General features: G+C 39.1%; 25 protein-coding genes. 5 read left to right on the top strand and 20 right to left on the bottom strand.

Features of this window, described 5'->3' with window-relative positions; all coding sequences use genetic code 11:
• Positions 1-10: 10 nt before the first annotated feature.
• From C7972_RS05455 to C7972_RS05420, 8 genes are all read right to left on the bottom strand, one after another.
• Positions 11-409, bottom strand: a complete 399-nt coding sequence (locus tag C7972_RS05455; RefSeq protein ID WP_110355216.1) for a hypothetical protein — start codon at positions 407-409, stop codon at positions 11-13.
• A 4-nt stretch (positions 410-413) separates the two neighbouring features.
• Entirely contained in the window at positions 414-707 is a 294-nt protein-coding gene (locus C7972_RS05450) for a hypothetical protein (RefSeq protein WP_110355215.1), read from the bottom strand.
• Positions 700-1,056, bottom strand: a complete 357-nt coding sequence (locus tag C7972_RS05445; RefSeq protein WP_110355214.1) for a 5-carboxymethyl-2-hydroxymuconate Delta-isomerase — start codon at positions 1,054-1,056, stop codon at positions 700-702. Before C7972_RS05445 ends, C7972_RS05450 begins: the two co-directional genes overlap by 8 nt.
• Before the next feature lie 155 nt (positions 1,057-1,211).
• Entirely contained in the window at positions 1,212-2,051 is an 840-nt protein-coding gene (locus C7972_RS05440) for an NmrA family NAD(P)-binding protein (RefSeq protein WP_110355213.1), read from the bottom strand.
• Between the two features lie 41 nt (positions 2,052-2,092).
• The gene (locus tag C7972_RS05435) at positions 2,093-2,602 is read right to left on the bottom strand and encodes a DUF1772 domain-containing protein (RefSeq protein WP_110355496.1); all 510 of its coding nucleotides are present in this window, start codon (positions 2,600-2,602) and stop codon (positions 2,093-2,095) included.
• 4 nt (positions 2,603-2,606) lie between these two features.
• A complete protein-coding gene (locus C7972_RS05430; protein WP_110355212.1) occupies positions 2,607-3,008 on the bottom strand; it encodes a DUF5367 family protein in 402 nt (133 codons plus the stop codon).
• 92 nt (positions 3,009-3,100) lie between these two features.
• Positions 3,101-3,955 carry an AraC family transcriptional regulator gene (locus C7972_RS05425; protein ID WP_110355211.1) on the bottom strand — a complete coding sequence of 285 codons (855 nt, stop codon included), beginning with the start codon at positions 3,953-3,955 and terminating at the stop codon, positions 3,101-3,103.
• Between the two features lie 172 nt (positions 3,956-4,127).
• Positions 4,128-5,570, bottom strand: coding sequence for a CotH kinase family protein (locus C7972_RS05420; RefSeq protein ID WP_258364781.1), 1,443 nt, complete (start codon positions 5,568-5,570; stop codon positions 4,128-4,130).
• A gap of 307 nt (positions 5,571-5,877) precedes the next feature.
• Here C7972_RS05420 and C7972_RS05410 point away from each other — a divergent pair, with 307 nt between their 5' ends.
• Complete coding sequence (locus C7972_RS05410; RefSeq protein WP_110355208.1) at positions 5,878-6,114, top strand: hypothetical protein; 237 nt, start codon at positions 5,878-5,880, stop codon at positions 6,112-6,114.
• A 158-nt stretch (positions 6,115-6,272) separates the two neighbouring features.
• Positions 6,273-6,839, top strand: coding sequence for a hypothetical protein (locus tag C7972_RS23750; protein ID WP_181422831.1), 567 nt, complete (start codon positions 6,273-6,275; stop codon positions 6,837-6,839).
• A gap of 584 nt (positions 6,840-7,423) precedes the next feature.
• On the opposite strand, the gene C7972_RS05400 is transcribed toward C7972_RS23750, so the two are convergent.
• The gene (locus C7972_RS05400; protein WP_110355495.1) at positions 7,424-8,398 is read right to left on the bottom strand and encodes an LLM class oxidoreductase; all 975 of its coding nucleotides are present in this window, start codon (positions 8,396-8,398) and stop codon (positions 7,424-7,426) included.
• Between the two features lie 585 nt (positions 8,399-8,983).
• On the opposite strand from C7972_RS05400, the gene C7972_RS05390 reads away from it, so the two are divergent.
• Complete coding sequence (locus C7972_RS05390; protein ID WP_110355206.1) at positions 8,984-9,373, top strand: DoxX family membrane protein; 390 nt, start codon at positions 8,984-8,986, stop codon at positions 9,371-9,373.
• 12 nt (positions 9,374-9,385) lie between these two features.
• Here the strand turns inward: C7972_RS05390 and C7972_RS05385 are convergent, their stop codons facing one another.
• The 8 genes from C7972_RS05385 to C7972_RS05350 form a co-directional block, all read right to left on the bottom strand.
• Entirely contained in the window at positions 9,386-10,180 is a 795-nt protein-coding gene (locus C7972_RS05385; protein ID WP_110355205.1) for an SDR family NAD(P)-dependent oxidoreductase, read from the bottom strand.
• Between the two features lie 127 nt (positions 10,181-10,307).
• Positions 10,308-11,270: a 2OG-Fe(II) oxygenase gene (locus tag C7972_RS05380; RefSeq protein WP_110355204.1), complete on the bottom strand. Its 963-nt coding sequence runs from the start codon at positions 11,268-11,270 to the stop codon at positions 10,308-10,310.
• Between the two features lie 207 nt (positions 11,271-11,477).
• Complete coding sequence (locus tag C7972_RS05375; protein ID WP_110355203.1) at positions 11,478-12,461, bottom strand: zinc-dependent alcohol dehydrogenase family protein; 984 nt, start codon at positions 12,459-12,461, stop codon at positions 11,478-11,480.
• Between the two features lie 40 nt (positions 12,462-12,501).
• The gene (locus C7972_RS05370; RefSeq protein ID WP_110355202.1) at positions 12,502-13,347 is read right to left on the bottom strand and encodes an enoyl-CoA hydratase/isomerase family protein; all 846 of its coding nucleotides are present in this window, start codon (positions 13,345-13,347) and stop codon (positions 12,502-12,504) included.
• Between the two features lie 122 nt (positions 13,348-13,469).
• Positions 13,470-14,336: an AraC family transcriptional regulator gene (locus C7972_RS05365; protein ID WP_110355201.1), complete on the bottom strand. Its 867-nt coding sequence runs from the start codon at positions 14,334-14,336 to the stop codon at positions 13,470-13,472.
• 112 nt (positions 14,337-14,448) lie between these two features.
• On the bottom strand, positions 14,449-15,300 hold the full coding sequence (locus C7972_RS05360; RefSeq protein WP_258364780.1) for a DUF4437 domain-containing protein: 852 nt from the start codon (positions 15,298-15,300) through the stop codon (positions 14,449-14,451).
• Positions 15,301-15,450: 150 nt separating this feature from the next.
• A complete protein-coding gene (locus C7972_RS05355) occupies positions 15,451-16,458 on the bottom strand; it encodes a zinc-binding alcohol dehydrogenase family protein (protein WP_110355199.1) in 1,008 nt (335 codons plus the stop codon).
• 27 nt (positions 16,459-16,485) lie between these two features.
• Positions 16,486-17,160 carry an NAD(P)H-dependent oxidoreductase gene (locus tag C7972_RS05350; protein ID WP_110355198.1) on the bottom strand — a complete coding sequence of 225 codons (675 nt, stop codon included), beginning with the start codon at positions 17,158-17,160 and terminating at the stop codon, positions 16,486-16,488.
• 166 nt (positions 17,161-17,326) lie between these two features.
• Between C7972_RS05350 and C7972_RS05345 the strand changes: the two genes are divergently transcribed.
• The gene (locus C7972_RS05345; RefSeq protein ID WP_110355197.1) at positions 17,327-18,211 is read left to right on the top strand and encodes an AraC family transcriptional regulator; all 885 of its coding nucleotides are present in this window, start codon (positions 17,327-17,329) and stop codon (positions 18,209-18,211) included.
• 87 nt (positions 18,212-18,298) lie between these two features.
• Here the strand turns inward: C7972_RS05345 and C7972_RS05340 are convergent, their stop codons facing one another.
• Entirely contained in the window at positions 18,299-19,963 is a 1,665-nt protein-coding gene (locus tag C7972_RS05340; protein WP_110355196.1) for a BACON domain-containing protein, read from the bottom strand.
• 207 nt (positions 19,964-20,170) lie between these two features.
• Positions 20,171-21,472, bottom strand: a complete 1,302-nt coding sequence (locus tag C7972_RS05335; RefSeq protein ID WP_110355195.1) for a nitrate/nitrite transporter — start codon at positions 21,470-21,472, stop codon at positions 20,171-20,173.
• 278 nt (positions 21,473-21,750) lie between these two features.
• On the opposite strand from C7972_RS05335, the gene C7972_RS05330 reads away from it, so the two are divergent.
• Positions 21,751-22,857: a Gfo/Idh/MocA family protein gene (locus tag C7972_RS05330; protein WP_110355194.1), complete on the top strand. Its 1,107-nt coding sequence runs from the start codon at positions 21,751-21,753 to the stop codon at positions 22,855-22,857.
• Positions 22,858-22,913: 56 nt separating this feature from the next.
• Here C7972_RS05330 and C7972_RS05325 read toward each other — a convergent pair whose 3' ends face one another.
• On the bottom strand, positions 22,914-23,411 hold the full coding sequence (locus tag C7972_RS05325; RefSeq protein WP_110355193.1) for a RidA family protein: 498 nt from the start codon (positions 23,409-23,411) through the stop codon (positions 22,914-22,916).
• Between the last annotated feature and the right edge of the window lie 11 nt (positions 23,412-23,422).

The raw sequence follows: 23,422 nt of genomic DNA, 5'->3' as shown, positions 1-23,422 counted from the left end.
AAAATCTCCCTTAATGTTTCTCCTTTTTTTTTGTAAATATCAAACTGAACAACAACCCAATAAACGCCATTCCAAATCCAATGACTCCTATATTGATTCCCAAAAGTGTTTTTTCACTTCCGTCCAAAAATATCATGGAACCACCATAGGATTCCTGTAAAACATAAGCCAATAAGAAGCCGCCAGTTACCAATAAACTTAATATGCCACTGATCATGGTTTCATTCTTTACCCAAACCAACCATATGCATAGCGCCCCTATACTCGAATTGGTAATTAACTGCCATACCTCATGAATTTTTGCATGGGGAGTCCAATCCGGATTAAAAACATGGGTTGCATTGATTTCCAAAAAAGGTACCACAATGGCATAAAGAAGGATGCTGAATGTGATTATTGATCTTTTCATGTGCTTATAAGTTTTCGTACAATTTTTCGGTTGCCTTTTTAAGATCGGCCTTAGGCAAAAACCGATCAGCTATAGTTAATATGGCATGAATATTATCGCCTAATCTATCCAATTTTATTTCGCCTGGGCCAACAGATGTTTGTAATAAATGAAGGGCCATATCGGCGAGTAGCAGCCGCTGTTTTTCCAACCACTCTTTATCATCCTTATTGGCTGGATTGTTCATATAACTAGTTTCAACCAGACTATGCAACTCCCAACTGGTATCCAATATTTTTATTTTCTCTTCTTTAGTCATCTTTTTTAATCATCGTTTTATTGAAATAGGTTGCCTCTTCAAAATCCCGGATGTTCATGGATAGAATTGGAACTCCCGGAAACATTTGATTTAATTTCATTACCACTGTTTTCGACAACTCAGCCTTTTGCTGTATCGATCTCCCTTCCATAATATTGGTAAAAATATGGACAAAATCACTCTTAGTGCTCCCAATTTGGTAATACTTAAATGGATTGATCCTTACCTTTATATCTCCAGGATCAAAAAGCTGTGTGGACTCGGCAGCATCATATACGTTTTGCATAATCTCCTGAGGCGATTTTAACGAAATGATGCTTTCCGAACAATCTATTATAAAATGTGGCATAAATTTAAATTTTGAATTGTTATTTTTAGTAGTTATCCCCCTCCGGCTTTTACACTCCCCTATTTTCTAAAGCGATTAGTGGGCAGTCCATCCTATTGGCATCGCTTGCAAGCCTGTGCCATTCTTGGCATCTACCCATAGGGAAACGCGAAAATTTAATTGGCCTGTGGGTGCCAAACTCCTGTAGCCACCGTTTCCTCGATATATTTTGAAATGTCCTTAGGCCTTCTCCCCAATACTTTTTCAATATCATTGGTCATCTCCGCAATGTTCGGATTACCTAGGACTTCAGAAAACAAGTACTCTATTAGCCAAACATAATCGGCTGGAACTCCCTGTTGTTTCATTACTTGCGCATAGGCCGAGAGCGTAATTGATGTAAAGGCAATGTTTCTTCCAGTGGCTTCCGAAATCTCATGGATCACTTCCTTAAAGGTGAGTTGCCTGGGCCCGGTAAGTTGATAAATATTTCCGTTGTGCTCCCCCTTTAACAAAGCCGCCACAACCACATCGGCAATGTCATCCGTGTCCACAAAGGGAACTTTAACATCTGCCCGGGGCAAGGCCACAAAGCCATCCAAGATGGGCTCCAATAAAAAACTTTCACTAAAATTTTGATTAAACCAACTGGCCCTAACAATAGTATAATCCAGACCCGAGTGGATCACTACTTGTTCACAGAGCTCTGCTTCCCGCTCCCCTTTACCCGATAATAGCACTACCTTTTTTACACCGGCCTGTTTGGCCTTCCCAATCAAGACCTCAATAGCTTTTAAGGCACCCGGAACCGCTAAATCTGGCTGAAAGGTGATATAGACCTTCTCCATCCCTTGCAAACTCCCGGACCATGTTTTTGGTTGATCCCAATCAAAGGCCGGACTTGCAGATCTGGAACCTATCCTAACCTTATGTCCTGCTTCCTTTAATCCTTGAACGACTTTTCGGCCTGTTTTCCCAGTTCCGCCGATAACTAAAATATTACTCTTGTTTTCCATTTTTATTTGTCTTAAAATTATTTTATACGATTTTGTGATGTCTATTGAATACTATTTTTGATGGTTTGTACGAATGCCATTAGCAGTATGAGAAATGAAATTATCGAACTGATGGTCCTAATAAGGTGCAAACGATTCCATTTTATCTCGAAGCTTTCCCGCAATTGTCCCAATTCTTCGGAGCTGGACGTGTTTAAATCAACTTTATCCAGCATCTCGTTTAAAGGGACGTTCCCGAAAATGGTAACCAGCACAACCCCTAAGAAGTAGGTAGCCATGGCCAAAATCAATAGCCACATAAGTGTAGCCGGACTTCCTTTCAACCAATACAAACTGATAAACCCAAGAAGGGAAGGACCAAAGAACACCAGAAAGAACAGGGGATTAATTATGGTTCTGTTCATTTGTTGGAAGGACATTAAATAGCCCTGATCGTCCAACCTTCCAATTCCGGGGGTAATGGCATTGGTCCAGGTGAAGCACAATCCTGCCGATAGGCCGGTAAGCACTATCAATACACCCATTACTATAGTTTCAAATGTGATATCCATGACCTTAATTTTTTTGTAGGTTAGTTTTGTGGTATACACGAGTATACCAGTACAGCACGGCTACCAATAAAAATTCGGCCGCTATGATCCAGAATCCCAAGGAGGTGAAAAAGCTGTAGTGGCTTCCCCCTTGTGGAATTATGAAGAAAGGGACCGTGAATAAGCCATCCAAAACAACAGCTGTCAACAACATGGTTTGCCCCACTAGATACCCATGGGTCTGAAGGTCATTTTTGTAGTAGAAAGCACAGCCCAACCAGACTAAGGGTATAACCACTACAAACAATACAAGGTTTGCCTGTGCCTCCCTATTTTCCATAATGGGCACATAGTAAGAAGCTGAATAAAAAAGAATTGCAATAATCCAAATGAGGATGCCGATAAGCAGTGCGCGTTTAATTTTCATGCCTTTTATTTTTAAAAGTTACATGCCAAAATTATTGGAGTGCGCTCTGGGAGGTTTGTCCCAAATGGAGTATGATTTGTTCGAAAGGGAATTTACTTGATTTGACTTGGTCTATAGCCAAACTTTTTTTCAAAGGCATTGGAGAAGGAACTTAAACTGTCATAGCCTACATGCCAGGCAGCCTCCTGGACAGTAGCATCCTGATTTCGGATCAACTTGTGAGCCAGGGTCAAACGCTCATTTTGAAGGTATTTGAACACGGGAACCCCAAAATATGCCTTAAAGTCCTTTTTCAATTTAAAGGTGTTCCACCCTATTTGCTTGGAAAGTTCGTTGAGGGTAGGAGGATTATCAATATTCTCCAATAGGATATCTCTGGCCCAATTGAGTCGTTTGCGTTCCTGAGTGTTTATTTTCTCTGTTTTTAAGCCGGCCAATTGACCAAAAAAGTGGGAAAGCAGTGCCGTTATCTGACTTCGGAAAAACATCATTTTGGTTTTTCCCTCATATTTAATATTGAACAAACTATCAACAATTTCTTGCATTTCCGGGGTCATAATGAAACTAGGGCCTTCCACAAAATGGTCGGAGGGGTCTACCAGCTCGCCCAACATATCTCCGAACAACTCGCCCTCTTGATTGGGAAGCTTATCCAATGCTTTTATGGAGGTGGCTATCACCAAGCATTCCAATGGCTTGGAGGAGGAGACCGTATGAATAAATTCTACTTTATCATCTGCGTAAAAAGAAAGGGCCAATCCCTTGGTGTGACTAAAGTCCTTTTGCTTGTCGCCATAATTCACCTTTAAATCAACATTACCGGAGCCATAAAAGGCAACGGCAATCAGTGGTTCCTCAAAAGAACACGAATCTATGGTTGCCTCATTTACTTTGGCTTCTTCCACCAAAACAATAAAGTCGTTTATGTTTATAAAATCCCTGGTCATAAATAGCAGCACCAATTTACGAAATTTATGGGTTTGAACATCCGGTTATACATCCATGCCAGCAATTAAGACAAAAAAAATCCGGCTAACTGTTAAATTGGCCGGATCTTACTCGGGGGAATCGACCCTAGGGTCCAGGTATTGAACCTAGATCCCGCCGAAAAAGGCGGGATTAGTTCAAATAATTATTTACCGCTGTGGCACGAGCGTTAACGTGACTATTCAATTGGCTTAGGGCAGCCTGAAAATCGGAACTTGAACTCAGAAAAGTATAACCGGACACCTCTAGGTTCGCAAAAGGTTCTATCAGGGCTCCATAGGTTGTATACTTTGCTTGCATGGTACTAACATTGAAAGCATTATCGACCACTTCCTGCACATACCCATCATACTTCGCCCTATAGGTGGCATCTTCATATAGGTAGCCGATCAAGGGCCAATCCCCTGCATTTAAGTCCGAGAAATCCAAGGCCAAGGAGCCCTCTCTATTCCCCTCCTGCAATGCCTCATTATTGTCCCATGGTATCCAAGATAATTTTTCCGTATCTGGATTATTGTACAGATAATAATTATGGGTCATTCTACCATAAGTATCCCAATTTTGTATAACCGTATTGACCGCCAAATACTTTAAAAAGGTATCGGTGTCAAAAACGCTCTCCAAATTGGTACGCCAAGTTACAGGATCCGTTGTTCTTTCCGCTGCATGTAAGGCCGTGAAAACACTTTGAACATCGCTAAAATCGGCCTCATCCTCATTGGTTTTCTTTACAAATACATCCTCGGAAAAGCTAGCTTCGGCAAAACTGGCCCCGTCACCATCGGGTTTGTACAGGTTACCATCATTATCCGAGAATTGGGTGTCGATTACCGTATCATCTACCTCTTCCACCATGGTGTACACTCCAAAATATACCGGCCCATCACCATGGTCCACATATACGGTATAAAATGCTGCGTGAGAACTCGCTACACCGGCATCCCTAAAAATATCCGTCGCAACCTTTTCCCTTAGCATGGATTTGTCATTGTAATTATTTTTTAAACTCAATTTCTTAAAACCGTAAAAGCGCTGGTTGTCTATTTGTGGGTATTGATCTTCAAATTCATCAAAATCCAACTTAAAGGATAATTTCAGAATACCACTGCTCCAGCTGGATTGTAAACTGGAATTCCCTTTAAAGCGCACTCCTACCCTATACCACTCCTTGCCGTTGTACATAACATCACCAGGAACAAAAATAGGATCCTCATCTACCTCCGTCAATCCACCACCACCGGGTCCTCCGCTACCTCCAAACACTCCATAAAGGGAGGTCATATCATCCAACATACTTTGCCAACGCTCTTCCGTGATTACAATATCCAATCGTTTTACTGCCTCATCCTCAAATACTTCATCAAAATTTGGGTCGGCCGATTTGCTATGGGTGTCCTCTGTCCAGTCCAAAGCTTCAAAATCCGTATCCCCGTAGGTTTCAACATATGCTTCACTGTCCGCTACTTCCTCTAGCCCTCCCGTTGCTTCAGTAACATCGTTGGAACAGGAAAATACGAACAATAATTGCAGTACTAAAAAAAACAGTATGCTTACTTTTCTCATTGTTGTTTTCATTTATAGGTTATTAATACCCTACAAAGATGTGGATTGGAACAATATGAATTTTATGGAATCAGTGAATGGCCTATTCTTTTAAGCGAATAGGGATATATAATTGGTGGGTAAATTATGGGATCTCCGAAAAAGTGATAAGCCTTGGGCAAGATTATTATATATTTTACCCATAGGTCTACATCATCGGTACAATATATGCCTTGGGCCCGGAACCTTATCAGGTAATAAATCTTAACGAACCCAAATAGCACCTTTCCCCTACCAAGGCGCAAAGATTGCCCCTTGTCCAATCTTAAAATAAAGTATCATGAAAAAAGTATCAAAAACAATCGTTTGGTGTATGGTCCTGCTATTTTTCATAGTCCACAAGACCCATGCGCACACAACTGTAAATGAAGAAATGACCCCCCATACGATCAAGAATTGGATAGATTTACAAGCGATAACAGGCCAAAAATATCAAGATGCAGTTAACAAATATCACCAAAAAGGGTTTAGGCTGACCGCCGTAGACGGCTATTATGTAAAGGGAAAGATATATTAATTATAAGGATGGTATATGTTACTTCTCTTATATATTTTGTTACATATGTGACATCCCTTCCTGAATGGCATCTTTAATTTAGGCCTTTAAAATAATTACCCTCTCGCACTGATTTCGAGATGTAATTTAAATGCTATTAGCCATAAAATAAAGGTATTATGAAAATGAATTCCACAACGCGATTATTTGCCATTCTTTTAATGGGCACTTTAACCATGGCCTGTTCGAAAGATGGTGATATTGGTCCACAAGGAGAACAAGGAATACAGGGCCAACAAGGGCCTGCCGGACCACAAGGCGAAGTAGGACCTGCTGGTACAGCCAATGTGATTTATTCCGAATGGATAACATCCCCTTTCACTTTTGATCCCAATACCTACTTAAATTGGAATTCTTTTATAATTGCTCCGGGACTGACTGAGGATATCAAAGAAAATGGCGCAGTTCTCGTGTATGGCAAATCAGCCGGCGATGTAGTATATCAACTCCCTGCAGTAATTTTCGGTCGTAACCAAAGTTATTCCGCACGGCCAGGTAGTTTATATAATTTAAGACTTATCGTTGAATCGATAGATTCTGATGTAATCGGTCAGCCTTTGCTGCTCATAGAATTCCGATACATTTTGATTCCTGGGGGCATTCCTGAAAGCGGAAAATCAGCTCCCGTAGATTATACCAAATTCAGTTATGAAGAAATAGCCGAGCGGTTCAATATTCCCGATTAGACCACAAAGCACCTTATCAGGTGATAAATCTTGACGAACCCCAATAGCACCTTTCCCGGATCAATCCCAAAAGTTGAGTGTGAATTACAAAAAAATATAATTTACTATCCAAAGTTTGTATCCTGTTCATTTTTTGCATCGCCCAAATGCGCAGCATTCATGAATACCATTAAAGATCAATAGACCAGCCGATGAATAAAAAACGACCAGGGCCGAATAACCAAGGTGCGGGGTACCTTGTGGTTAGGAGGAGCCAGCTGTAGCCAAGGCCAGGCTGATTTTAAATTTCTTTAAATCTACGCACTTTCCACAGCCCCGGCGTCCAATGTGAAAACTACTTGATTTAAGACGAAATCGAAGATTCATGAAAACCTATAAAAAACCTGTCTGCCGACAAAGGCAGGCCTGTCTGCCGAAGGCAGGCAATAATAACCACTTAAGTAAATTGAAAATAGGCCGGTCCTTTCGTTGCGTCAACCTTCATGTGGGGATAAGTCATTTTCCGTTATTAAAAACCTTTGGGCATTGCCCTCAAGGTCTATCGTTTGGTGTCCGCCTTCCTCTAACAACCTTTGCTTTGCTCGTTATATTTTTACTGACTTTTTATTCTTTTGAAATTCTGGCAATACTTTTTCTGCCAGTCGCTCCAAGGTGCGTTCCATATCATTGGAATTGAACCTTAGATTTATACTTACATGGTTTACACCAATAGTTTTTAAATGATGTAAATAGGTGATCAAATAATTAGCACCCGTCCTAAAGCCCAAATGAATGGGTTGTGGTATAAAATCATCGTCTTCTTGAAGATCTAGATACAGAGGTTGCATAAAAGGCTTGTCAAATATACTTGTTTCCGCAACCAGTGTCCGCCACTCCTCAATTCTATATTTCTGTTGTCCAAGATCCCTGCCGTAATACATCCAACCATTTGCGTGTTTGGCATTCCACTCCAAGGATTGCTGACTAAAACCAGTCATCAACAAGGGAATTTTATGGCTTTTAGCCTTTGGAAGTATATCAATATCCCCTTTTAAAATACCAAAATTTTTGGTTTCCAATTTAGGGTAACTCTGCTGTGACATACGAAGGTATCGAAAGGCCTCCCTAAACAATTCCCCACGGTTTTCATATTCGATTCCCATACCCGGATATTCGTCAGGTCTATCGCCCGAAGCCACTCCTAAAAGCAACCTCCCTCCTGATAATTGATCTATGGTGGCAGCGGATTTTGCTACATGTACCGGATGGTGCAATGGCAAAGCTATGCTGGAAACACCCAAGGCTATTTTTTTGGTTTTGCCTGCCAAAAATCCCAAATAAGTAAAGGGGTCGTACATCTGGCCCGAATCACCAAAAGAGGGTACATTGAAAGGTACATCACGAATCCAAAGGGCCTTGAAGCCCAATTCTTCCAATAATTCCACACGTTCCAAATGATGTTCCATGGTAGGCATTAAGCCCTGATCGTAGTTCTCAATAGGCATTGCAATTCCAATGCTCAGTTCATCGGGTTGAAATACATTGTTATATGCTTTGTTAATAGGCTCAAAATCCTTCATACACTTTTCTTCGGAGGGGTTAATTAATTCTATGAATCCGTCCAACAGATTCATTATACCACAGGTACCAGATACCTTACCACTTAATATTATTGATATGCCTCTATCCCTCTATTCACGTTGAAGCTGTTCAAAGTAGTTCATCCAAAAATACGTTCATGAACTATTACCGTGGCTTTAGGCGTTTTAAAGTTGTTTTAAAATATTCATACCGTTCAAGGGTATGGATAGTTTCCCCATCAAATACCTTGTACCAATACTATCCAAGAGAACCTGCAAATACCTAATTTACAGACTTCAATGGTATAATTGATTCATTAAAAATTACGATATAGTTCTTGCCCTTTATGGAAACACAGCAATAAAAGGTCTCAAAATAAATTGGAAATCACAGCGTATTGTGTAATAATAATCCTGTCGTACTTTTTATAAAGATAAGAAAAACCAATTTTACAGTATTTTTAAAGGAAGTAAGAATAAAAATTGGTCAATTTTATAAATCAGGGAAAAGTGGGGTAAATGGTTTATGGACGCTATATAAAACTACACCCTCCCACATTTTTCTATATTTGCAACAAAAAAACAATGAACAATATTAGTTATTTAATGTTGCGCCTGGCGATAGGGTTAAGCATGTTTGGGCACGGATTGGTACGTTTGCCCAAACTATCGGGTTTTAGTAAATGGATGGTCAAAAGTTTTGAGGGCTCCATGTTACCGGAAATCATTGTTGTACCCTTTAGTTACGCACTTCCCGTACTTGAACTTTGTGTAGGGCTTCTTTTGCTTATAGGCTTTTTTACCAGGCAAGCGATTCTTTTAGGGGCGCTGATCATGCTCATGTTGATCTTTGGAACCACTTTAATAGAGAACTGGGCAATATTACCTTCACAACTTTTCCATGTGGCCTTTTTTGCAGTATTGATGAATTATATTGACGATAATAGCTGGGCATTGGACCTAAAATTAAAATAAACGGACAATTGTTCAGGAGAATGGATTTCCCAAAACTTCATTGGTGAGCCTTATAAGTTGCCTTATTTTTTCTTGGTTATTAGCATCAGCGTGTGCTGGGGCATATGAACCTTTGTCGTTGTCAAAATACCGTCCTGTTTGGGCCAGATCGGTAATACTTAGATCGTACAAAATGTTAACTCCTTTTTCTGCAGGAGACCAATGCTGTCCGTAGGCTTCATTGGCCATTTTAGTATTTAATAAAGAACCAGGGTTTACCGCTACAACAGTAATTGACGGTTCTTGTTCTGCCAAATAAAAACTCCACATCGTTAATGCCAGTTTACTTTGTGCGTAAGCTTCGTTGGCACCCAAACCTGTTTTACCCTCCAGTCCCTGTACATTTATGGTTGATTGTGCTGCAGAGCTTAAATTTACAATTCGTGGTGCTTCCGATGTTTTTAGATTAGGCAACAGACCGTTGGTCAACACATAAGGCGCAAAATAATTCACTATAAATCTAATATCCGTATTAGCGGTTTTACTATTTGTTGTTAAGATGCCTGCATTGTTTACCAACACATCAATTTTTGGCATCTTTTCAGCAACTTCCATAACCATTTTTTTTACAGCATTTAAGTCTGAAAAATCTGCTAAAAAGCCTAGTATATTTTCATTGTTGGATTGCTCTTTAATGTTTTTTAAAGTAGCCGCCAATTTTGTTTCACTTCTACCATGAATGGCAACATAGTGCCCTTCTTTAGCTAAACGCAAGGCTAGCAATTTTCCTATTCCGTCCGTGCTTCCTGTTATTAGTATATGTTTCATTGTATTTTTTTTATGTTGATGAAAACTGGCAAAATCTGTATTGCCAGTTTTTCAATGTTTTTAACGCCCAAAGTAATAAGCCGTTCATTAATTATGACCTGTACTACACAATAAAGTGATTTCGTTTTTAAAAAGGTGCTACGGTATCTTTAGGGCCATCAGGCAAACTCCAACGTTGGCGAGCTGTAACGTTTTCAAATGCAACATCTTTGATTGTGTCACTGCTAATATTTCCGTAACTACTGGTGTTACCACGTGGTATTTGCATACGGTCACCATACAACCAAACTACTAAATTACTACGTTGTCCGCTTGTAATTGGGTGTGTAGCGTGTGGTACATTGCCTCTGTGAATTATGGCTTTACCTGGCTCAAAAATAGCTTGCACGGTTTTTCCTGAAGCTTTATCATAAAAATCAACTACAGATCCCGTAAACTTTTCTTCCGGTAAGTTAATGTTGATATTCAAGGTAGCCGCAGAAGCATCGGTATGTGCGTGTAAGTCCTTGTCCTTATCTGGATTGTATTGGATTGAGAAACCAAATGTTTGGTTATCATAACCATAAGTTCCTAATAACAAACGCGCAATCGGACGCATATAACGGTCCATAATATCGTTGTAAAATGCCTGAAAATTAGGTGCAGCCAAATGTCCTTCTGAACGCGAATCCAACATCATTCCATAACGATTTAATTGTATACCATATGGTGCACGCTTAGGAACTTGTGAATTCGCTACAGCTTCTAAATAATTACGAAATTCCGCTAAGCGATCAAGATCAAAAAACTGTGCCACATAAACTCCAGGTATAATTTCTTCCCATAAATCTGCCACAGTATTTTCTTTTTCTGGGTTTTCCCATGCTTCGCTAATAGCTTTTCGCAAGCGTGGGTCAAGAAGCGTTTCATCAGGAATTAGTAAATTGTCTTTATTTTCAATTTCCCATTCTGCCCAAGCTTTTTCTAACAATTTACGGTTTTCATTCCAAAATTTTGAAACTGATGGATCGCGTTTTAATGATAATTCTCGTGATGGTAATTCTAGAGCACGAGCTTCTGCAAGTGCATTTGTATGTTCTATTGTTTTCATAATATCTATTTTTAAGTATAGCTACCGCTATTGTATTTTTTATCTATAACAAAATTAAGCACAAACCCCTTTTTGACTTTGGTAGTAAAAATGGTGGTTTTAGTAAAAAACAAGGTTTTAATCTTTTCTGAATGAAAAATGCCTCTAAAAAGAGGCATTCAACACAACCAATCAACCATAAGGAAACATTGCAAATCCTTATTTGCTTTAGTTTTCAACCACTATTTTACCAATAGCTTTTCCGCTTTGTAAATGTGCATAAGCATTACCAACTTGCTCTAATGAAAAAGTGTTTTCATCTACTATTGGAGTTAAATGTCCTTCGTTAGAAATTTCTGCTAAATGCTCTAAAATAGTTCCGTGAATATCCCTTTTAAAATTGTGCAACATTGGTATTAACATAAACACTACATGTAATGATGCACCTTTAAAGTGTAGCGGAGTTAAATCTAACTCACATAAAGAAACTGTAGTGGAAATGTGACCGTTTAAAGCAACCGCTTCAATAGAATTGTTAAGATTTGCTCCACCCACCGTATCAAAAACTACATCAAAACCACCATCAGTATATTTAGCAGTATAATCGGCTACTCTTTCAGTTTTAAAATCAATGAAAGTTGCACCAAATTTTTCTACAATGGCCTTTTGGTTTTCGCCTGTACCTGTTGCAAAAACTTCTGCACCATAGTACTTAGCCAATTGTACGGCTAAGTGCCCAACACCGCCAGAACCACCATGTACCAATACTTTTTGACCTTCTTTTACACCTGCTCTTGTTAGACCTTCGTAAGCCGTAATTGCGACTAAGGGTAAGGCTGCGGTTTCGCGCATTGTCAACCCTTTTGGTTTGTGTGCCACCAAATTGCTGTCTGCAACAATATATTCTGATAATGTACCAGGCAAATCTGCTAATCCGCCTGCACAACCGTACACTTCATCGCCTACGTTAAAACCCTCTACACCATCCCCAACCGATTCTACAGTTCCTGAGAAATCCATTCCCAATAAGGCTGGTGCAGCTGGTGATAATGGTAAATCGGTTCCCATATTCTTAATCATCGTGTCTATAGTATTTACACTAGATGCCGCTATTTTTACCAATACGTGATTTGCCTTTACTGCTGGTTTTTCAATTTCGGTTGCCGTAAATATTGCATTTTCTCCGTAACTGTTCAATAACATTGCTTTCATATCTAATCTTCTTTTTAATTTATTTATAATTCCTGTTTTATTAATTTACCTCTTGAATTTCCATCACCATTTGCTCCCAATTCTTTTGGTTATTATGGTCAAACTGTGCCCCATTTTCATCTGCATAGGTGAATCTCTTTATTGCAGGAGTTCTGCTTGTAGCCTGAAACAACTGATAAGCTTCTTCCCTTAAAGCCTCTTTAATTGGCAAGTCTATAGATGCATATACCGCGCGTTTGCTAGCTGCAATAGAATCTGCCGGAAATTTTGAAATACGTTCTGCCAAGGCATCAACATAAGGTCCAATCTCATCTGCATCTAAAGCTTTGTTTATTGTTCCGAATTTTTCAGCTTCGTCTGCATCCCAATCCCTGGCACCTAAAATAATTTCCAATGCCTTTCCTAAACCGGTTTGTCTTGCCATACGTGAGGCTCCGCCACCACAAGGTAAAATGCCCATACCTACTTCCATTTGCATAAATTTGGCTTTTCCTCTTGCAGCAAAACGCATATCCAATGCCAAAGCCATTTCATGTCCGCCACCTCGTGCAAAACCTTCAATTTTTGCGATGGTTGCTTGTGGCACCTTGCTTAATCTTTCTAAAACAGATTGTAAGTCCAATAACTGTATTTCGTTTCTAGGTACTGCTTCTGTAGACATATCTCTAAGCAAGTTGGTATCATAATGACACACCCAATATCCTGAATTTGAAGATTCAAAAACGACTACTTTTACGCTTCTATCACGTTCTAATCGTAAACATAGACTAGTTAGGTCGGCTAGCATTTCTTGCCCTTGTACGTTTACAGGACCAAAGTTTATAGTCACTGTTAAAATTCCTCCTTTTTGTTCTGCTGTAAATGTTTGAAAATTCTTGTATTCCATAATGTTAGGTTTTAGGTTATTTATTGTGCTGTTATAATTACAGTACAAAGTTACCTAGGCACACAAGCTTTGGATAAGTAAAAAACGAAGTGGTTTTAGTAAAAAATAAGGTAAATGGTAATTTATTGGGAAATACTTGCCTTATACGCCCCAATTGTCATCCCTTTATAGCTTTGGAAGGTTTTATTAAGGTGACTGGAATCTGTGAAACCCAATTCCATCGCAATTTCAGAAAACTGCAAATCGGTGTATTTTAATCGGGTTTCTACCAGTTTTAATTTGTAGTTAAGTATGTACTTTTTTAAAGAAACATCTGTGTGTTTTTTAAAATATTCACTGATGTAATTGTCCGCCATATGAAACTCTTCTGCCAAGTTTTTTGTGGTCAACCGTTCTGAATTGTAAATATTGGCGTGAATAAAGTTGATGATTTGCTGAATTTTAGAAGACTCAACTAATTTTGTAGTCATATCAGCATTTAAAAATTGAATATTTCGCGCAATCAAATGAAGAATTACTGAAAGTGAATTTTGAATGATAAACAGGTCGTACGATTTCTTTTTATCGTTTTCTGCCGCCACCATTTTTATTAATGAAATAAGGTGAATTTTATCGGATTCGGTTTCAAAACGCATTTCACGCAATTGATGGCTTTCACTGTTTAGAATCCCTTCAATTTTACGAAACCAATCGTTCACCGGAAGATTCACATTTTGCGGTGCATCTCCCTTAAAAAAGCTTTTTAAGAATTTAATGGCAATGGTAGTAGTTGCTGATTCCGGATTTACAATGTAAATATCGTCTGGCACAAAAACAAAAAGGCTATCAGCAGAATAGTTAACAGTTTTGCCATTAATTTTTATGGTGCCGGTACCTTTTTCAAAATATACAATTTCAAAAAACCGAATGGTGGTATACTTACAAAACTCAAAAAATGTTTGGTCTTTGTATTCTTGAATTACAATATTTTCAATTATGGTACGTGGCATTTATTGTAGAATATATTGTTTGTTTACAAAAAAAGTCGGCTTAGAGCGACTTTTTATTTAGGGTATAGTCTTTTAGTAAAATACTAAAAAAACTCTAATCAATGTAACGGCATTAATTGTTTTCATCTTTTGCAACTTTAAATTTACCATTACTTCTAATGTAAATAATTGTTTCTTTATCTGTAGATAGTTTTGGCGTAGCATTTTCTTTAACACCAAAATAAGAACCAGGTTCTAGTATGTTTTTAGCATCTTTTATAGTAAACCTATGGGTTAGGCTACCAGAGATAACTACTGCTCTAAAATTTGGGCTCAAATTTTTGATGCTTCCGTTAAAACCAGCTGGTAGTTTTAAAAATGTTGCCCGTAGTTGATTTACGTTATAACTTCCCCATAAAAAAGCAGTCTGTACATTACTTTTTTCCGCTACCCATTCTATATCTTTATCATTTAACCAAACCAAGTTTGTCTTATCAACGTTAATTGGTCTTTCACCATTATCAAAAGCTTCAGATGTTGGTTTTACCAAATAAGGACCTTCTTGAATATCTAAAAAAGCTAAATTTTCTTCACCATCTGCTGCCGTAATATGCGCTTCGCCTGCTGGTTGTTGCCAATAAGATCCTGCCGGAAGCCATTGTTTCTCGGCATTTTCATCATCATTGTGTAACAAACCTTTAATTACAACACCTCTATATGTTATGTTGTGTATGTGTGGGGGCGATGAAAATCCTTTTTTAAATTTCACTAAAAATCCTGCTGGTTCGTTTTTGGTACGATCTCCCCAAAGTTTACCCGCAGCCGGACTTTTATCTCCACGTAACGGATTTAACCAACCCCATTCTATATGGCCTGCAGTTACCACTTCATTTTTAGACGCTGTAGCATCTGTTGTTGGTGTTTGTGCGTTTGCAAATACACTTACGACCAATATTAGGGCAATTATCGTATATTTTTTCATCATGTAGGTGTTTTATGTGTTGAGTATGACAGCTCGAGTGAAATTCTTTTTTAAAGTTTAGTATCGAAAACCCTACTAACCAATAAGCTTCTCGATACAAATTTTTCGTGACTCCAAATTCACTCGAAATGATATTTGTAGTATATGATAGATCTAAAATCCCTCTAAAACAATTTTACCTTTAGCTTTTCCAGTTTCCAAAAAAGCATGGGCTTTACGCATATTCTCTGCGTTAATGGTTCCAAAGTTTTCTCCCAAAGTGGTTTTTATCGTTCCATTGTCTATCAATTTAGAAACTTCATTTAGAATGTTGTGCTGCTCAATCATGTCTTCTGTCTGAAACATAGACCGTGTGAACATCAACTCAATGTGGGTAGACACTGCCTTACTTTTAAATGGCATAACATTAAACATCTTTGGGTCATCTATAAAACCGAATTTTCCTTGTGGTTTTATCACTTTTACAATCTCGTCTGCATGTTGGTCGGTAGCATTTAGGCTCACGATGTAATCAGGGGCAGGTAAATTATATTTCTTAAATTCCTCACTCAATTTATTTCTGTGGTTGATAACAGAGTCTGCACCTAAATCCTTTAACCAATCTGTAGTTTCTTCACGAGAAGCCGTTCCAACAATATTCAATTTTGTAAGTTTCTTGGCCAGTTGCACCAAAATAGATCCCACACCACCTGCCGCACCAATTACTAGAATAGATTTAGTGGCATCATTTTTAGCTACTTCCAACCTATCAAACAACATTTCCCAAGCTGTTAGTGATGTTAATGGCAAGGCTGCTGCTTCTGCATACGATAAGCTAGATGGTTTCTTACCAACAATGCGCTCATCTACAATTTGATACTGTGCATAACTTCCCTGTCTTGTAAAATCGCCCGCATACCAAACTTCGTCTCCAACCTTAAACAGCGTAACATCTTCTCCAACTTCTTTAACAGTCCCTGTTGCATCCCAACCAATTATTTTCCAATCATCACCATCAACCGGCATTCCTGCTCGTACTTTATAATCTGCCGGGTTTACAGAAATTGCTTTTATCTCCACTAAAATGTCATGACCAATTGCCTTTGGCATTGCTAATTCTACATCTTGTAGCGATTTTACATCCTCAATGGGGAGGTTTTCTTTGTAGCCTATTGCTTTCATTTTATTTTGTTTTTTAGGATGATAGGATTACTTCCAAGTAACGATATCATTGAAGTTCCTTCTCGATTTGCCAAATTCGGGATCTGCCTTTCTATATCCGAAAGCAGTCATAAACGACAGGCCGTATTTATCCGTATCAACACCAAATTTCCCTTTCAATAAAGCCTCTGCATTTTCTTGATGAAATCCTTCAATGGGGCAACTGTCTATTCCAATTAAAGCCGCTGAGGTCATCATATTCCCCAAGGCGATATAGGTTTGTTTCGCTGACCAGTCGAACAATTTTTTATCCGTATCCAAATCAAAATCCCGCTCCTGGAATTCCCTGTAAAATTTAGAATACATTTCAATAACTTCTGCAGGTAGTTGCTTTACCTCTTTCATCATATGCATGATATATTCAGCATCATGCTTTACCATTGGCGCTTTCATGCTCAAACCCAATACAAAATGGCTAGCCGTATCCAATTTTAAAGGTGCTCCCCAAGCTACAGGTTTTAAGGCCTCCCTCAACTCCTTGTCCTGGACCACCACAAAATGCCATGGTTCAAAACCAAAAGAACTGGGGGATAAATGTGCCGTTTCCAAAATAAAATCCATATCCGCATCGGATACTTTTTTAGTGGCATCGAATTCCTTGGTAGCATGTCTAAATTGAAATGCGTTGATAATGTCCTTTTTTGAAATGTTTGGTGTAATCATTTTATAATTTTTTGTTATGGATTAAATTCTAGGGCAAAGCTAAGGGGGTACAAGCACTAACTTATGGTATAAAAAATGGGTATTTATGTATTTTTAAAGGTTAAATACCCCAATAACCAATTCCATATGGGTATTTTACTTAGTTTTACTTAAAAATAGGCCTAAAATGCAAGTATTAGAGACTCATAAACCTTTTGAAATACAAGAATTGGAATTGTTGGAATGGAAACAGCGTCCGGTTAAAAACAATTTTTTTGAACTGGTTTTAATAAAAGAAGGAGCAGGCACTCAGTGTATTAACTATAATGAAGATCGCTACGCCAAAGGCAGCATCTTTCTATTGCCACCTCTAAAATGTCATTCCTTTACCATTGAACAACCCACAAGGTTTGTCTTTTTAAAGTTTACGGATTCATTCTTCAAAAATATAAATGGGCTGGCCATAGATAGGAACGAATGGTTTAAAGAAGCTTCCTATATCCTTTCCAACTACAATCAGCTACCGGGCGATATCATTAAAAGTGATTTGGACAGACGCCATATGGACAGTCTAATCGCCATGATTTTACTGGAATCCAGGAATTACGGCCAAGAGTCCGTAAACTTGATTACGAGTTTAATGACCAGTATTTTGGAAATACTGATAAGGAACATTAAAAAGACAAGTTATTTTGAATTTCCCAAAAATAATTCTGACGAAAGAATCACTAGGATGCTCATTTATATAAACGAGAATATTGATAAGACCGAGCTTTTAAAAGTGGAAAACCTGGCAGATGTATTTATGATGTCTACCACCTATGTGAGCGAATATTTTAAAAAGCAAGTGAATATGCCCTTGCGGGAATACATTATAAAGGCAAAATTAAAATTGGTGGAAATTCGCTTATTGAATTCCGATTTCACTCTTACGGAAATTGCCCACGAATTAGGTTTTACCGATGTTAGCCATCTTTCAAAAACCTTTAAAAAATATTCGGGCACCTCCATAAGGGAGTTTAAAAATAATGGCGAATACATACTCTTGACCCGAAATGCCTGTACTGCATAACTCCCACTATTCATTATTACACCTTCTGCAAACCAAGCTACCTGGACCCAATCAAATGGCATGGATGTGAATTTAGGTAACGTCCATTTAATCCAATAAGACCGTGGCCAAACTCCACTCACTTGCCAAACCAGCCTCTTCGGGTGCTCTTAACAGCGAATAAAAAGCAGTACCCTCATTATTAAAAAAGCCAAAATGCGCCTGTGAATCGTACATTGAGCCATCTCCATTGCCATCGGGCACCAAATATCCCGGCAACGAAATGGTCCCTGTCATTTCATGGTATTCTGCATCAAATATCTGGATGGTATTGGAAGGCACTTCCTGATAAATAGGACCCGTTTCCATGACAACATAAATTTTATTGGCCATTGTATGGATGTCCAAGGTAGCAATTTTCTGATTTCCCAATAATTGTCCATAGTAACGTATATCGGTAGCTTGGTCCTCTGTTAATTTAAATATATTTCTACTTCTCGAAACCAATTTATCACCAGAGTCGGATATCCAAATATCACCGTCAAAGGAATAATCCCCGTGATAGGGCGAATCATATAGATAATGGGCCGTTCCTGCACTAATGTCATATTTCTCTACATCGGAGGGGGAAACACCGTTATCCGATCCATAAATAAAATTGCCAGATGGGTGCAACTTGGCCTTGGTCCCTTCTCGTATCTGATTGCCCGTAGAGATGGTTTCTATCCCAGTGGTCAAATCCATACAGTGTATCCTTTCCCACTGTCCGGACCTAGGAAAAGCATAGGCCCAGTTGTTGGGTGCCAGAACAATGTCGAAAACATCGGTAGCTACATCAAAAATATTAAGCAATTGCATCGTATTTAGATCAATATAGGACACTCGGGCATCGTGGCCCACGACAGCAAAATTTCCATCCCTGCTTACCGAAAGACAAGTAGGGGTCATATTCAATTGAAGTGTTTCCATGCTCTTGGTCGCGGGGTCGATCTTGCGAATCTCGTTGGGCCCTATTGACACTACTATTAATCGATCATGTATTCTATCAAACTCCGCATCCACTATTTCTCCATCCAGCAACCATTTTCCTTCCTTATAATTTTTATAAGTAAGCGGTATTTTAATTATTTGACCCTTATTGCTATTAATAGATAATTCCAAATCTTGGACAGTGGTCGGTAATGAACTTCTGTCCAACTCGGCATTGACCTTAATGGAATCTCCTGGGGATAAATTGGAATTTTGTGGAATCAAAGAAATATAGGATTCAGCTATGGAGGCGCTCCAATCCAAAGCGACATTCCCCTCATTCTTTACATAAAAGCTTTTTTCATCTTCGAAGTATCCAAAACTGAGGCTACTTTCGGACGAACCCATAGAGGCCTTTTCCCCAATGTTCAAAGTTACATTTACTTCTGCTTCAAGGCCATTGGACGTTATTTTGATAACCCCCTCATAATCACCAGAGTATAACCCTTCAGTAATAGGGTATAAATTCAACACTATAGCTTCTCCCCTAAAGATACCAGAAAGCAAATTAACAGAAACCCAATCCGGTTTGGATGAAATTTCCCAGGCCGTTTCCTTAGATGGGACAATGGATAAAGTTAAAGTACCGCTAGCGTTTTCTGAAAGGGTCAGGGATTTCGGGGAGAGTACAATAGCTGGTTCAACATCAACACTCCCAGTATCATCCGAGCTACATCCGGAAATAACCACAATAAACAAGAATAAGGGTATTAAGGCGCCAAGACTACGTTTTACAAGATTCATACCTCGATCTAAATTTTAAATTGAATGTGAGTGTTTTGGCTCATCAATATCAAATTTAAATTATTCACTGTCACATTTTACAAACTGATGAAAATATTCTCCTACTATCTATTTGTCCAACCAATTGACCTCTAAAAACATACCGACCCATGTCTTCAATTCCTTGCTTAAAGCTATACTTTGGATGTCTATATTTTTTTTGACTTGCTATTGCGGTTTTTTGACTCCAATAGACCCAACGATCAAAAACAATAAAAAAGTCAGGGTAATGTAACTTATATATTTATAGGATCCGAAGGAGGTATAGCAATAACTAAATAGACTAGGCGCAACGGCGCTGGCAATAACCAAAAAGCTCATCACTTTTCCAGTGATGGAACCTAAATATTTTCTACCAAAAAAACTAGGCCATGTAACCGCGTTGATCACAGCAAATAAACCGCCCATGGTTCCCAGTCCCCCCACCAATAAATAAACCCCTATAGGACTGGCCAGAAACAACAACCCCAAGGAAGCCACTACCCCACTTAACAACATGATAAATAAGTAGATTTTATGCTGGATATAGTCGCTCAAAATGTTGCAGGTTGTTGATACGCAAATTGCTACTATGGACATGGGCAAAAATATAGCAATGGCTTCGACCTTTGTATAGTCCTGGCTGCCAAAAATGGATACGATATGAAATGTAAACCCCGTTACATAAAAACTATTGAAGGCCAATACCAGTGCAAACATCCAAAAGGCCCTGGTTTTTTTAGCCTCACTTAAGGTTAAATCAATTTCCAATTCCTCCGGTTTTTGATCCACTTCCTTCCTATCATGTCCATCCGGAAGCAAATTGAAATCTTCCGGTCTATTTCTATATAACAGTAAAATACAGATGCAAAAAATAAAGAGACTCATGGCCATTATTTGCCAACTACTGGCCCATCCGTAGTCGTCATTAAGCTTATTCAATAAAATAGGTGCACTGGAAAAACCCAGTGACACTGTAATACTGCTTATGGAATTGATTTTGCCCCTATTTTTTTTAAACCACATCATGATCATATTCCTAGAGGCCATAGTCAATACGCCCTGACCACTAAACCTGATTAGAAAAAACAAAAATGTGATCAATAAGAACGGAACCGACCAGGAATCAAAATTAAAAAATGCCTTAATGGCTCCACTTATTTCAACGGAAACGGAAAATACCAAAAGGGACACCCCTAAGAGCAGGGTAGCAAAAAAAGCCACATATCTGGCACCGTAGGCATCGAACCATCTCCCTGCCCGCGCCACCAAGGCAGAACTCAACAAGGTACCGACCATATATGCGTTGCTAAACTCATTTCTTGACAATCCCAAGGCATCTTTAACGGGATCCGTAAAAACAGATACCCCAATGGTCTGCCCTGGAATACTCGCCAAAATGCCAATACTACCAATAAAAAGCACCACATAACCATAGAAAAAAGGAAACTCTTGTGGCTTTATTAATGTAATTCTATTTTGATTTTGCATGTGCCGATAAAACCTGCAAAGGTAACCTTTTATAAGGATCTACTGTCCCAACTCCTTAAAAACAGGCCCTAGATTCCTTAGTTATCCCAATGGGCATTGATATATTACGACCCTGAATTTGGATTGGGATTGGTTAAAAAAAAGGACCGTACACCTATTTTTTAATTGTTTTGGGGTAAGGATTTTCGGATGCAATTAAATTACGACCAAACATTTCCTTGGCTATTGGAAGTATAACTTCATTTTCATTATTTTTAGGTCATACAAATAACATCATTATGGGTACTAGAAGAGATTTTTTGGGAAAATTAACTGTTTCCGCTATCAGTTTACCAATTTTATACAGTCCAACACAGCTGTTCGCAGCTAGCAGCGAGCCTTATGAAGGACCCATTTTAAGGGTTGCCATAATGGGGCTTGGAAGTTATGGCACCCGGGTTGCCAAAGCCATGGAATCTTGCAAGAGGGCAAAGTTAGTGGGGCTTATAAGCGGTACTCCCTCAAAAGTGGTCGATTGGCGAAGCAAGTACGATATACCGGAAAAAAATTGCTACAACTACGATAACTTTGATCAAATTAAAAACAACCCGGATATCGATGCCGTTTATGTAATTACCCCAAACGGATTGCATAAGGATCAAGTTATTAGGGTTGCCAAGGCGGGAAAACATGTAATCTGCGAAAAACCCATGGGCATCAATGCCAAAGAAGGTCAGGAAATGGTGAATACCTGTAAAGCGGCCGGAGTAAAACTGTTGGTGGGTTATCGCATGCATTACGAACCTAAAACGGTGGAAGTTATACGCATGCGGAAAGCGGGAGAATTCGGAAAGCTGAAGTTCTTTCAAGGGTTATCCGGATTCACCATTGGCGATCCTACCCAATGGCGATTGAATAAAGAGCTTGCCGGAGGTGGTGCAATGATGGATATTGGCATATATTCCATTAACGGAGCCCGGTATATGTTGGGCGAGGAACCCATTTGGGTTACGGCCCAAGAAACCAAGACAGATCACGTAAAATTTAAGGAAGGCGTGGACGAAACCATACAATTTCAGATGGGGTTCCCAAGTGGTGCAACCGCCTCTTGTTTATCTACCTATGCCATGGGCCATTTGGATCGCTTTTTTCTAAATGGAGAAAAGGGGTATGCAGAAATGCAACCCTCAACAGGCTACGGTCCAATTAAGGGGAGAACACACAAAGGGGAACTAACCCAACCACACATAACCCACCAGACGCTTCAAATGGATGGTATGGCACAACTTATTTTTGAAGGAGTACAACCTATTGTTCCCGTAGACGGGGAGGAAGGTCTTAAGGACCTTAAAATTATCGACGCAATTTATGCGGCGGCAAAATCAGGGAAAAGGATTGATTTATAATGTTTTAGACAATTCAATTGAGTCCTATCATTTAAAACCAAAGATCGAAATTATACTTACTCTATCTCGGCAATTACATATACTATTACCGGTACATCCAATGGCGATTGATAAATACCTATGGCCGATCGGGTGTGGATCCCTCTTGCCCCAAACACCTGGTTCATGACATCGGAAGCCCCATCCAGAACATCTGAATGATCTTTAAACCCCTCGGCGGCCTGTATATGGCAATCCAAGCGGATAATTTTTTTCACCCTTTCCAGGTCTTTTACAGCGTCCTTTAGTTGAGCTATGGCGTTAATGGCACAAATACGGGCACAGTTATACCCCTCCTCTATACTCAGATGGCTCCCCACCCTACCGGTATAGGCCAAAATTCCGAACTCCCCATCTTTCCAAGGTAACTGACCAGAGGTGTAAAGGGTATTATTACTAATGGTCCAAGAAACATAATTCCCCACCCCTCTAGGTGCTACTTTGGGCAATACAATGCCCAAGCTCTCCAATTTTTCCTCAATGGTCATTCTCTCATTTTTTTTTGATCGATCCATTACAAAAGTAA

The organism is Arenibacter sp. ARW7G5Y1, from assembly GCF_003201775.1.
Taxonomy (GTDB): domain Bacteria; phylum Bacteroidota; class Bacteroidia; order Flavobacteriales; family Flavobacteriaceae; genus Arenibacter.
The sequence above is the reverse complement of the archived record's forward strand: the minus strand, read 5'-3'. Positions and strand labels throughout refer to the sequence as shown.

Bases quoted from the DNA above. Each gene is read 5' to 3' on its own strand.
- C7972_RS05425 (WP_110355211.1), bottom strand. From the start codon at position 3,955: ATGACCAGGGATTTTATAAACATAAACGACTTTATTGTTTTGGTGGAA.
- C7972_RS05360 (WP_258364780.1), bottom strand. From the start codon at position 15,300: ATGATGAAAAAATATACGATAATTGCCCTAATATTGGTCGTAAGTGTA.
- C7972_RS05435 (WP_110355496.1), bottom strand. From the start codon at position 2,602: ATGGATATCACATTTGAAACTATAGTAATGGGTGTATTGATAGTGCTT.
- C7972_RS05335 (WP_110355195.1), bottom strand. From the start codon at position 21,472: ATGCAAAATCAAAATAGAATTACATTAATAAAGCCACAAGAGTTTCCT.
- C7972_RS05430 (WP_110355212.1), bottom strand. From the start codon at position 3,008: ATGAAAATTAAACGCGCACTGCTTATCGGCATCCTCATTTGGATTATT.
- C7972_RS05340 (WP_110355196.1), bottom strand. From the start codon at position 19,963: ATGAATCTTGTAAAACGTAGTCTTGGCGCCTTAATACCCTTATTCTTG.
- C7972_RS05455 (WP_110355216.1), bottom strand. From the start codon at position 409: ATGAAAAGATCAATAATCACATTCAGCATCCTTCTTTATGCCATTGTG.
- C7972_RS05440 (WP_110355213.1), bottom strand. From the start codon at position 2,051: ATGGAAAACAAGAGTAATATTTTAGTTATCGGCGGAACTGGGAAAACA.
- C7972_RS05410 (WP_110355208.1), top strand. From the start codon at position 5,878: ATGAAAAAAGTATCAAAAACAATCGTTTGGTGTATGGTCCTGCTATTT.
- C7972_RS05385 (WP_110355205.1), bottom strand. From the start codon at position 10,180: ATGAAACATATACTAATAACAGGAAGCACGGACGGAATAGGAAAATTG.
- C7972_RS05330 (WP_110355194.1), top strand. From the start codon at position 21,751: ATGGGTACTAGAAGAGATTTTTTGGGAAAATTAACTGTTTCCGCTATC.
- C7972_RS05370 (WP_110355202.1), bottom strand. From the start codon at position 13,347: ATGGAATACAAGAATTTTCAAACATTTACAGCAGAACAAAAAGGAGGA.
- C7972_RS05450 (WP_110355215.1), bottom strand. From the start codon at position 707: ATGACTAAAGAAGAGAAAATAAAAATATTGGATACCAGTTGGGAGTTG.
- C7972_RS05350 (WP_110355198.1), bottom strand. From the start codon at position 17,160: ATGATTACACCAAACATTTCAAAAAAGGACATTATCAACGCATTTCAA.
- C7972_RS05375 (WP_110355203.1), bottom strand. From the start codon at position 12,461: ATGAAAGCAATGTTATTGAACAGTTACGGAGAAAATGCAATATTTACG.
- C7972_RS05420 (WP_258364781.1), bottom strand. From the start codon at position 5,570: ATGAAAACAACAATGAGAAAAGTAAGCATACTGTTTTTTTTAGTACTG.
- C7972_RS05400 (WP_110355495.1), bottom strand. From the start codon at position 8,398: ATGAAGGATTTTGAGCCTATTAACAAAGCATATAACAATGTATTTCAA.
- C7972_RS05355 (WP_110355199.1), bottom strand. From the start codon at position 16,458: ATGAAAGCAATAGGCTACAAAGAAAACCTCCCCATTGAGGATGTAAAA.
- C7972_RS05325 (WP_110355193.1), bottom strand. From the start codon at position 23,411: ATGGATCGATCAAAAAAAAATGAGAGAATGACCATTGAGGAAAAATTG.
- C7972_RS05390 (WP_110355206.1), top strand. From the start codon at position 8,984: ATGAACAATATTAGTTATTTAATGTTGCGCCTGGCGATAGGGTTAAGC.
- C7972_RS23750 (WP_181422831.1), top strand. From the start codon at position 6,273: ATGAAAATGAATTCCACAACGCGATTATTTGCCATTCTTTTAATGGGC.
- C7972_RS05345 (WP_110355197.1), top strand. From the start codon at position 17,327: ATGCAAGTATTAGAGACTCATAAACCTTTTGAAATACAAGAATTGGAA.
- C7972_RS05445 (WP_110355214.1), bottom strand. From the start codon at position 1,056: ATGCCACATTTTATAATAGATTGTTCGGAAAGCATCATTTCGTTAAAA.
- C7972_RS05380 (WP_110355204.1), bottom strand. From the start codon at position 11,270: ATGAAAACAATAGAACATACAAATGCACTTGCAGAAGCTCGTGCTCTA.
- C7972_RS05365 (WP_110355201.1), bottom strand. From the start codon at position 14,336: ATGCCACGTACCATAATTGAAAATATTGTAATTCAAGAATACAAAGAC.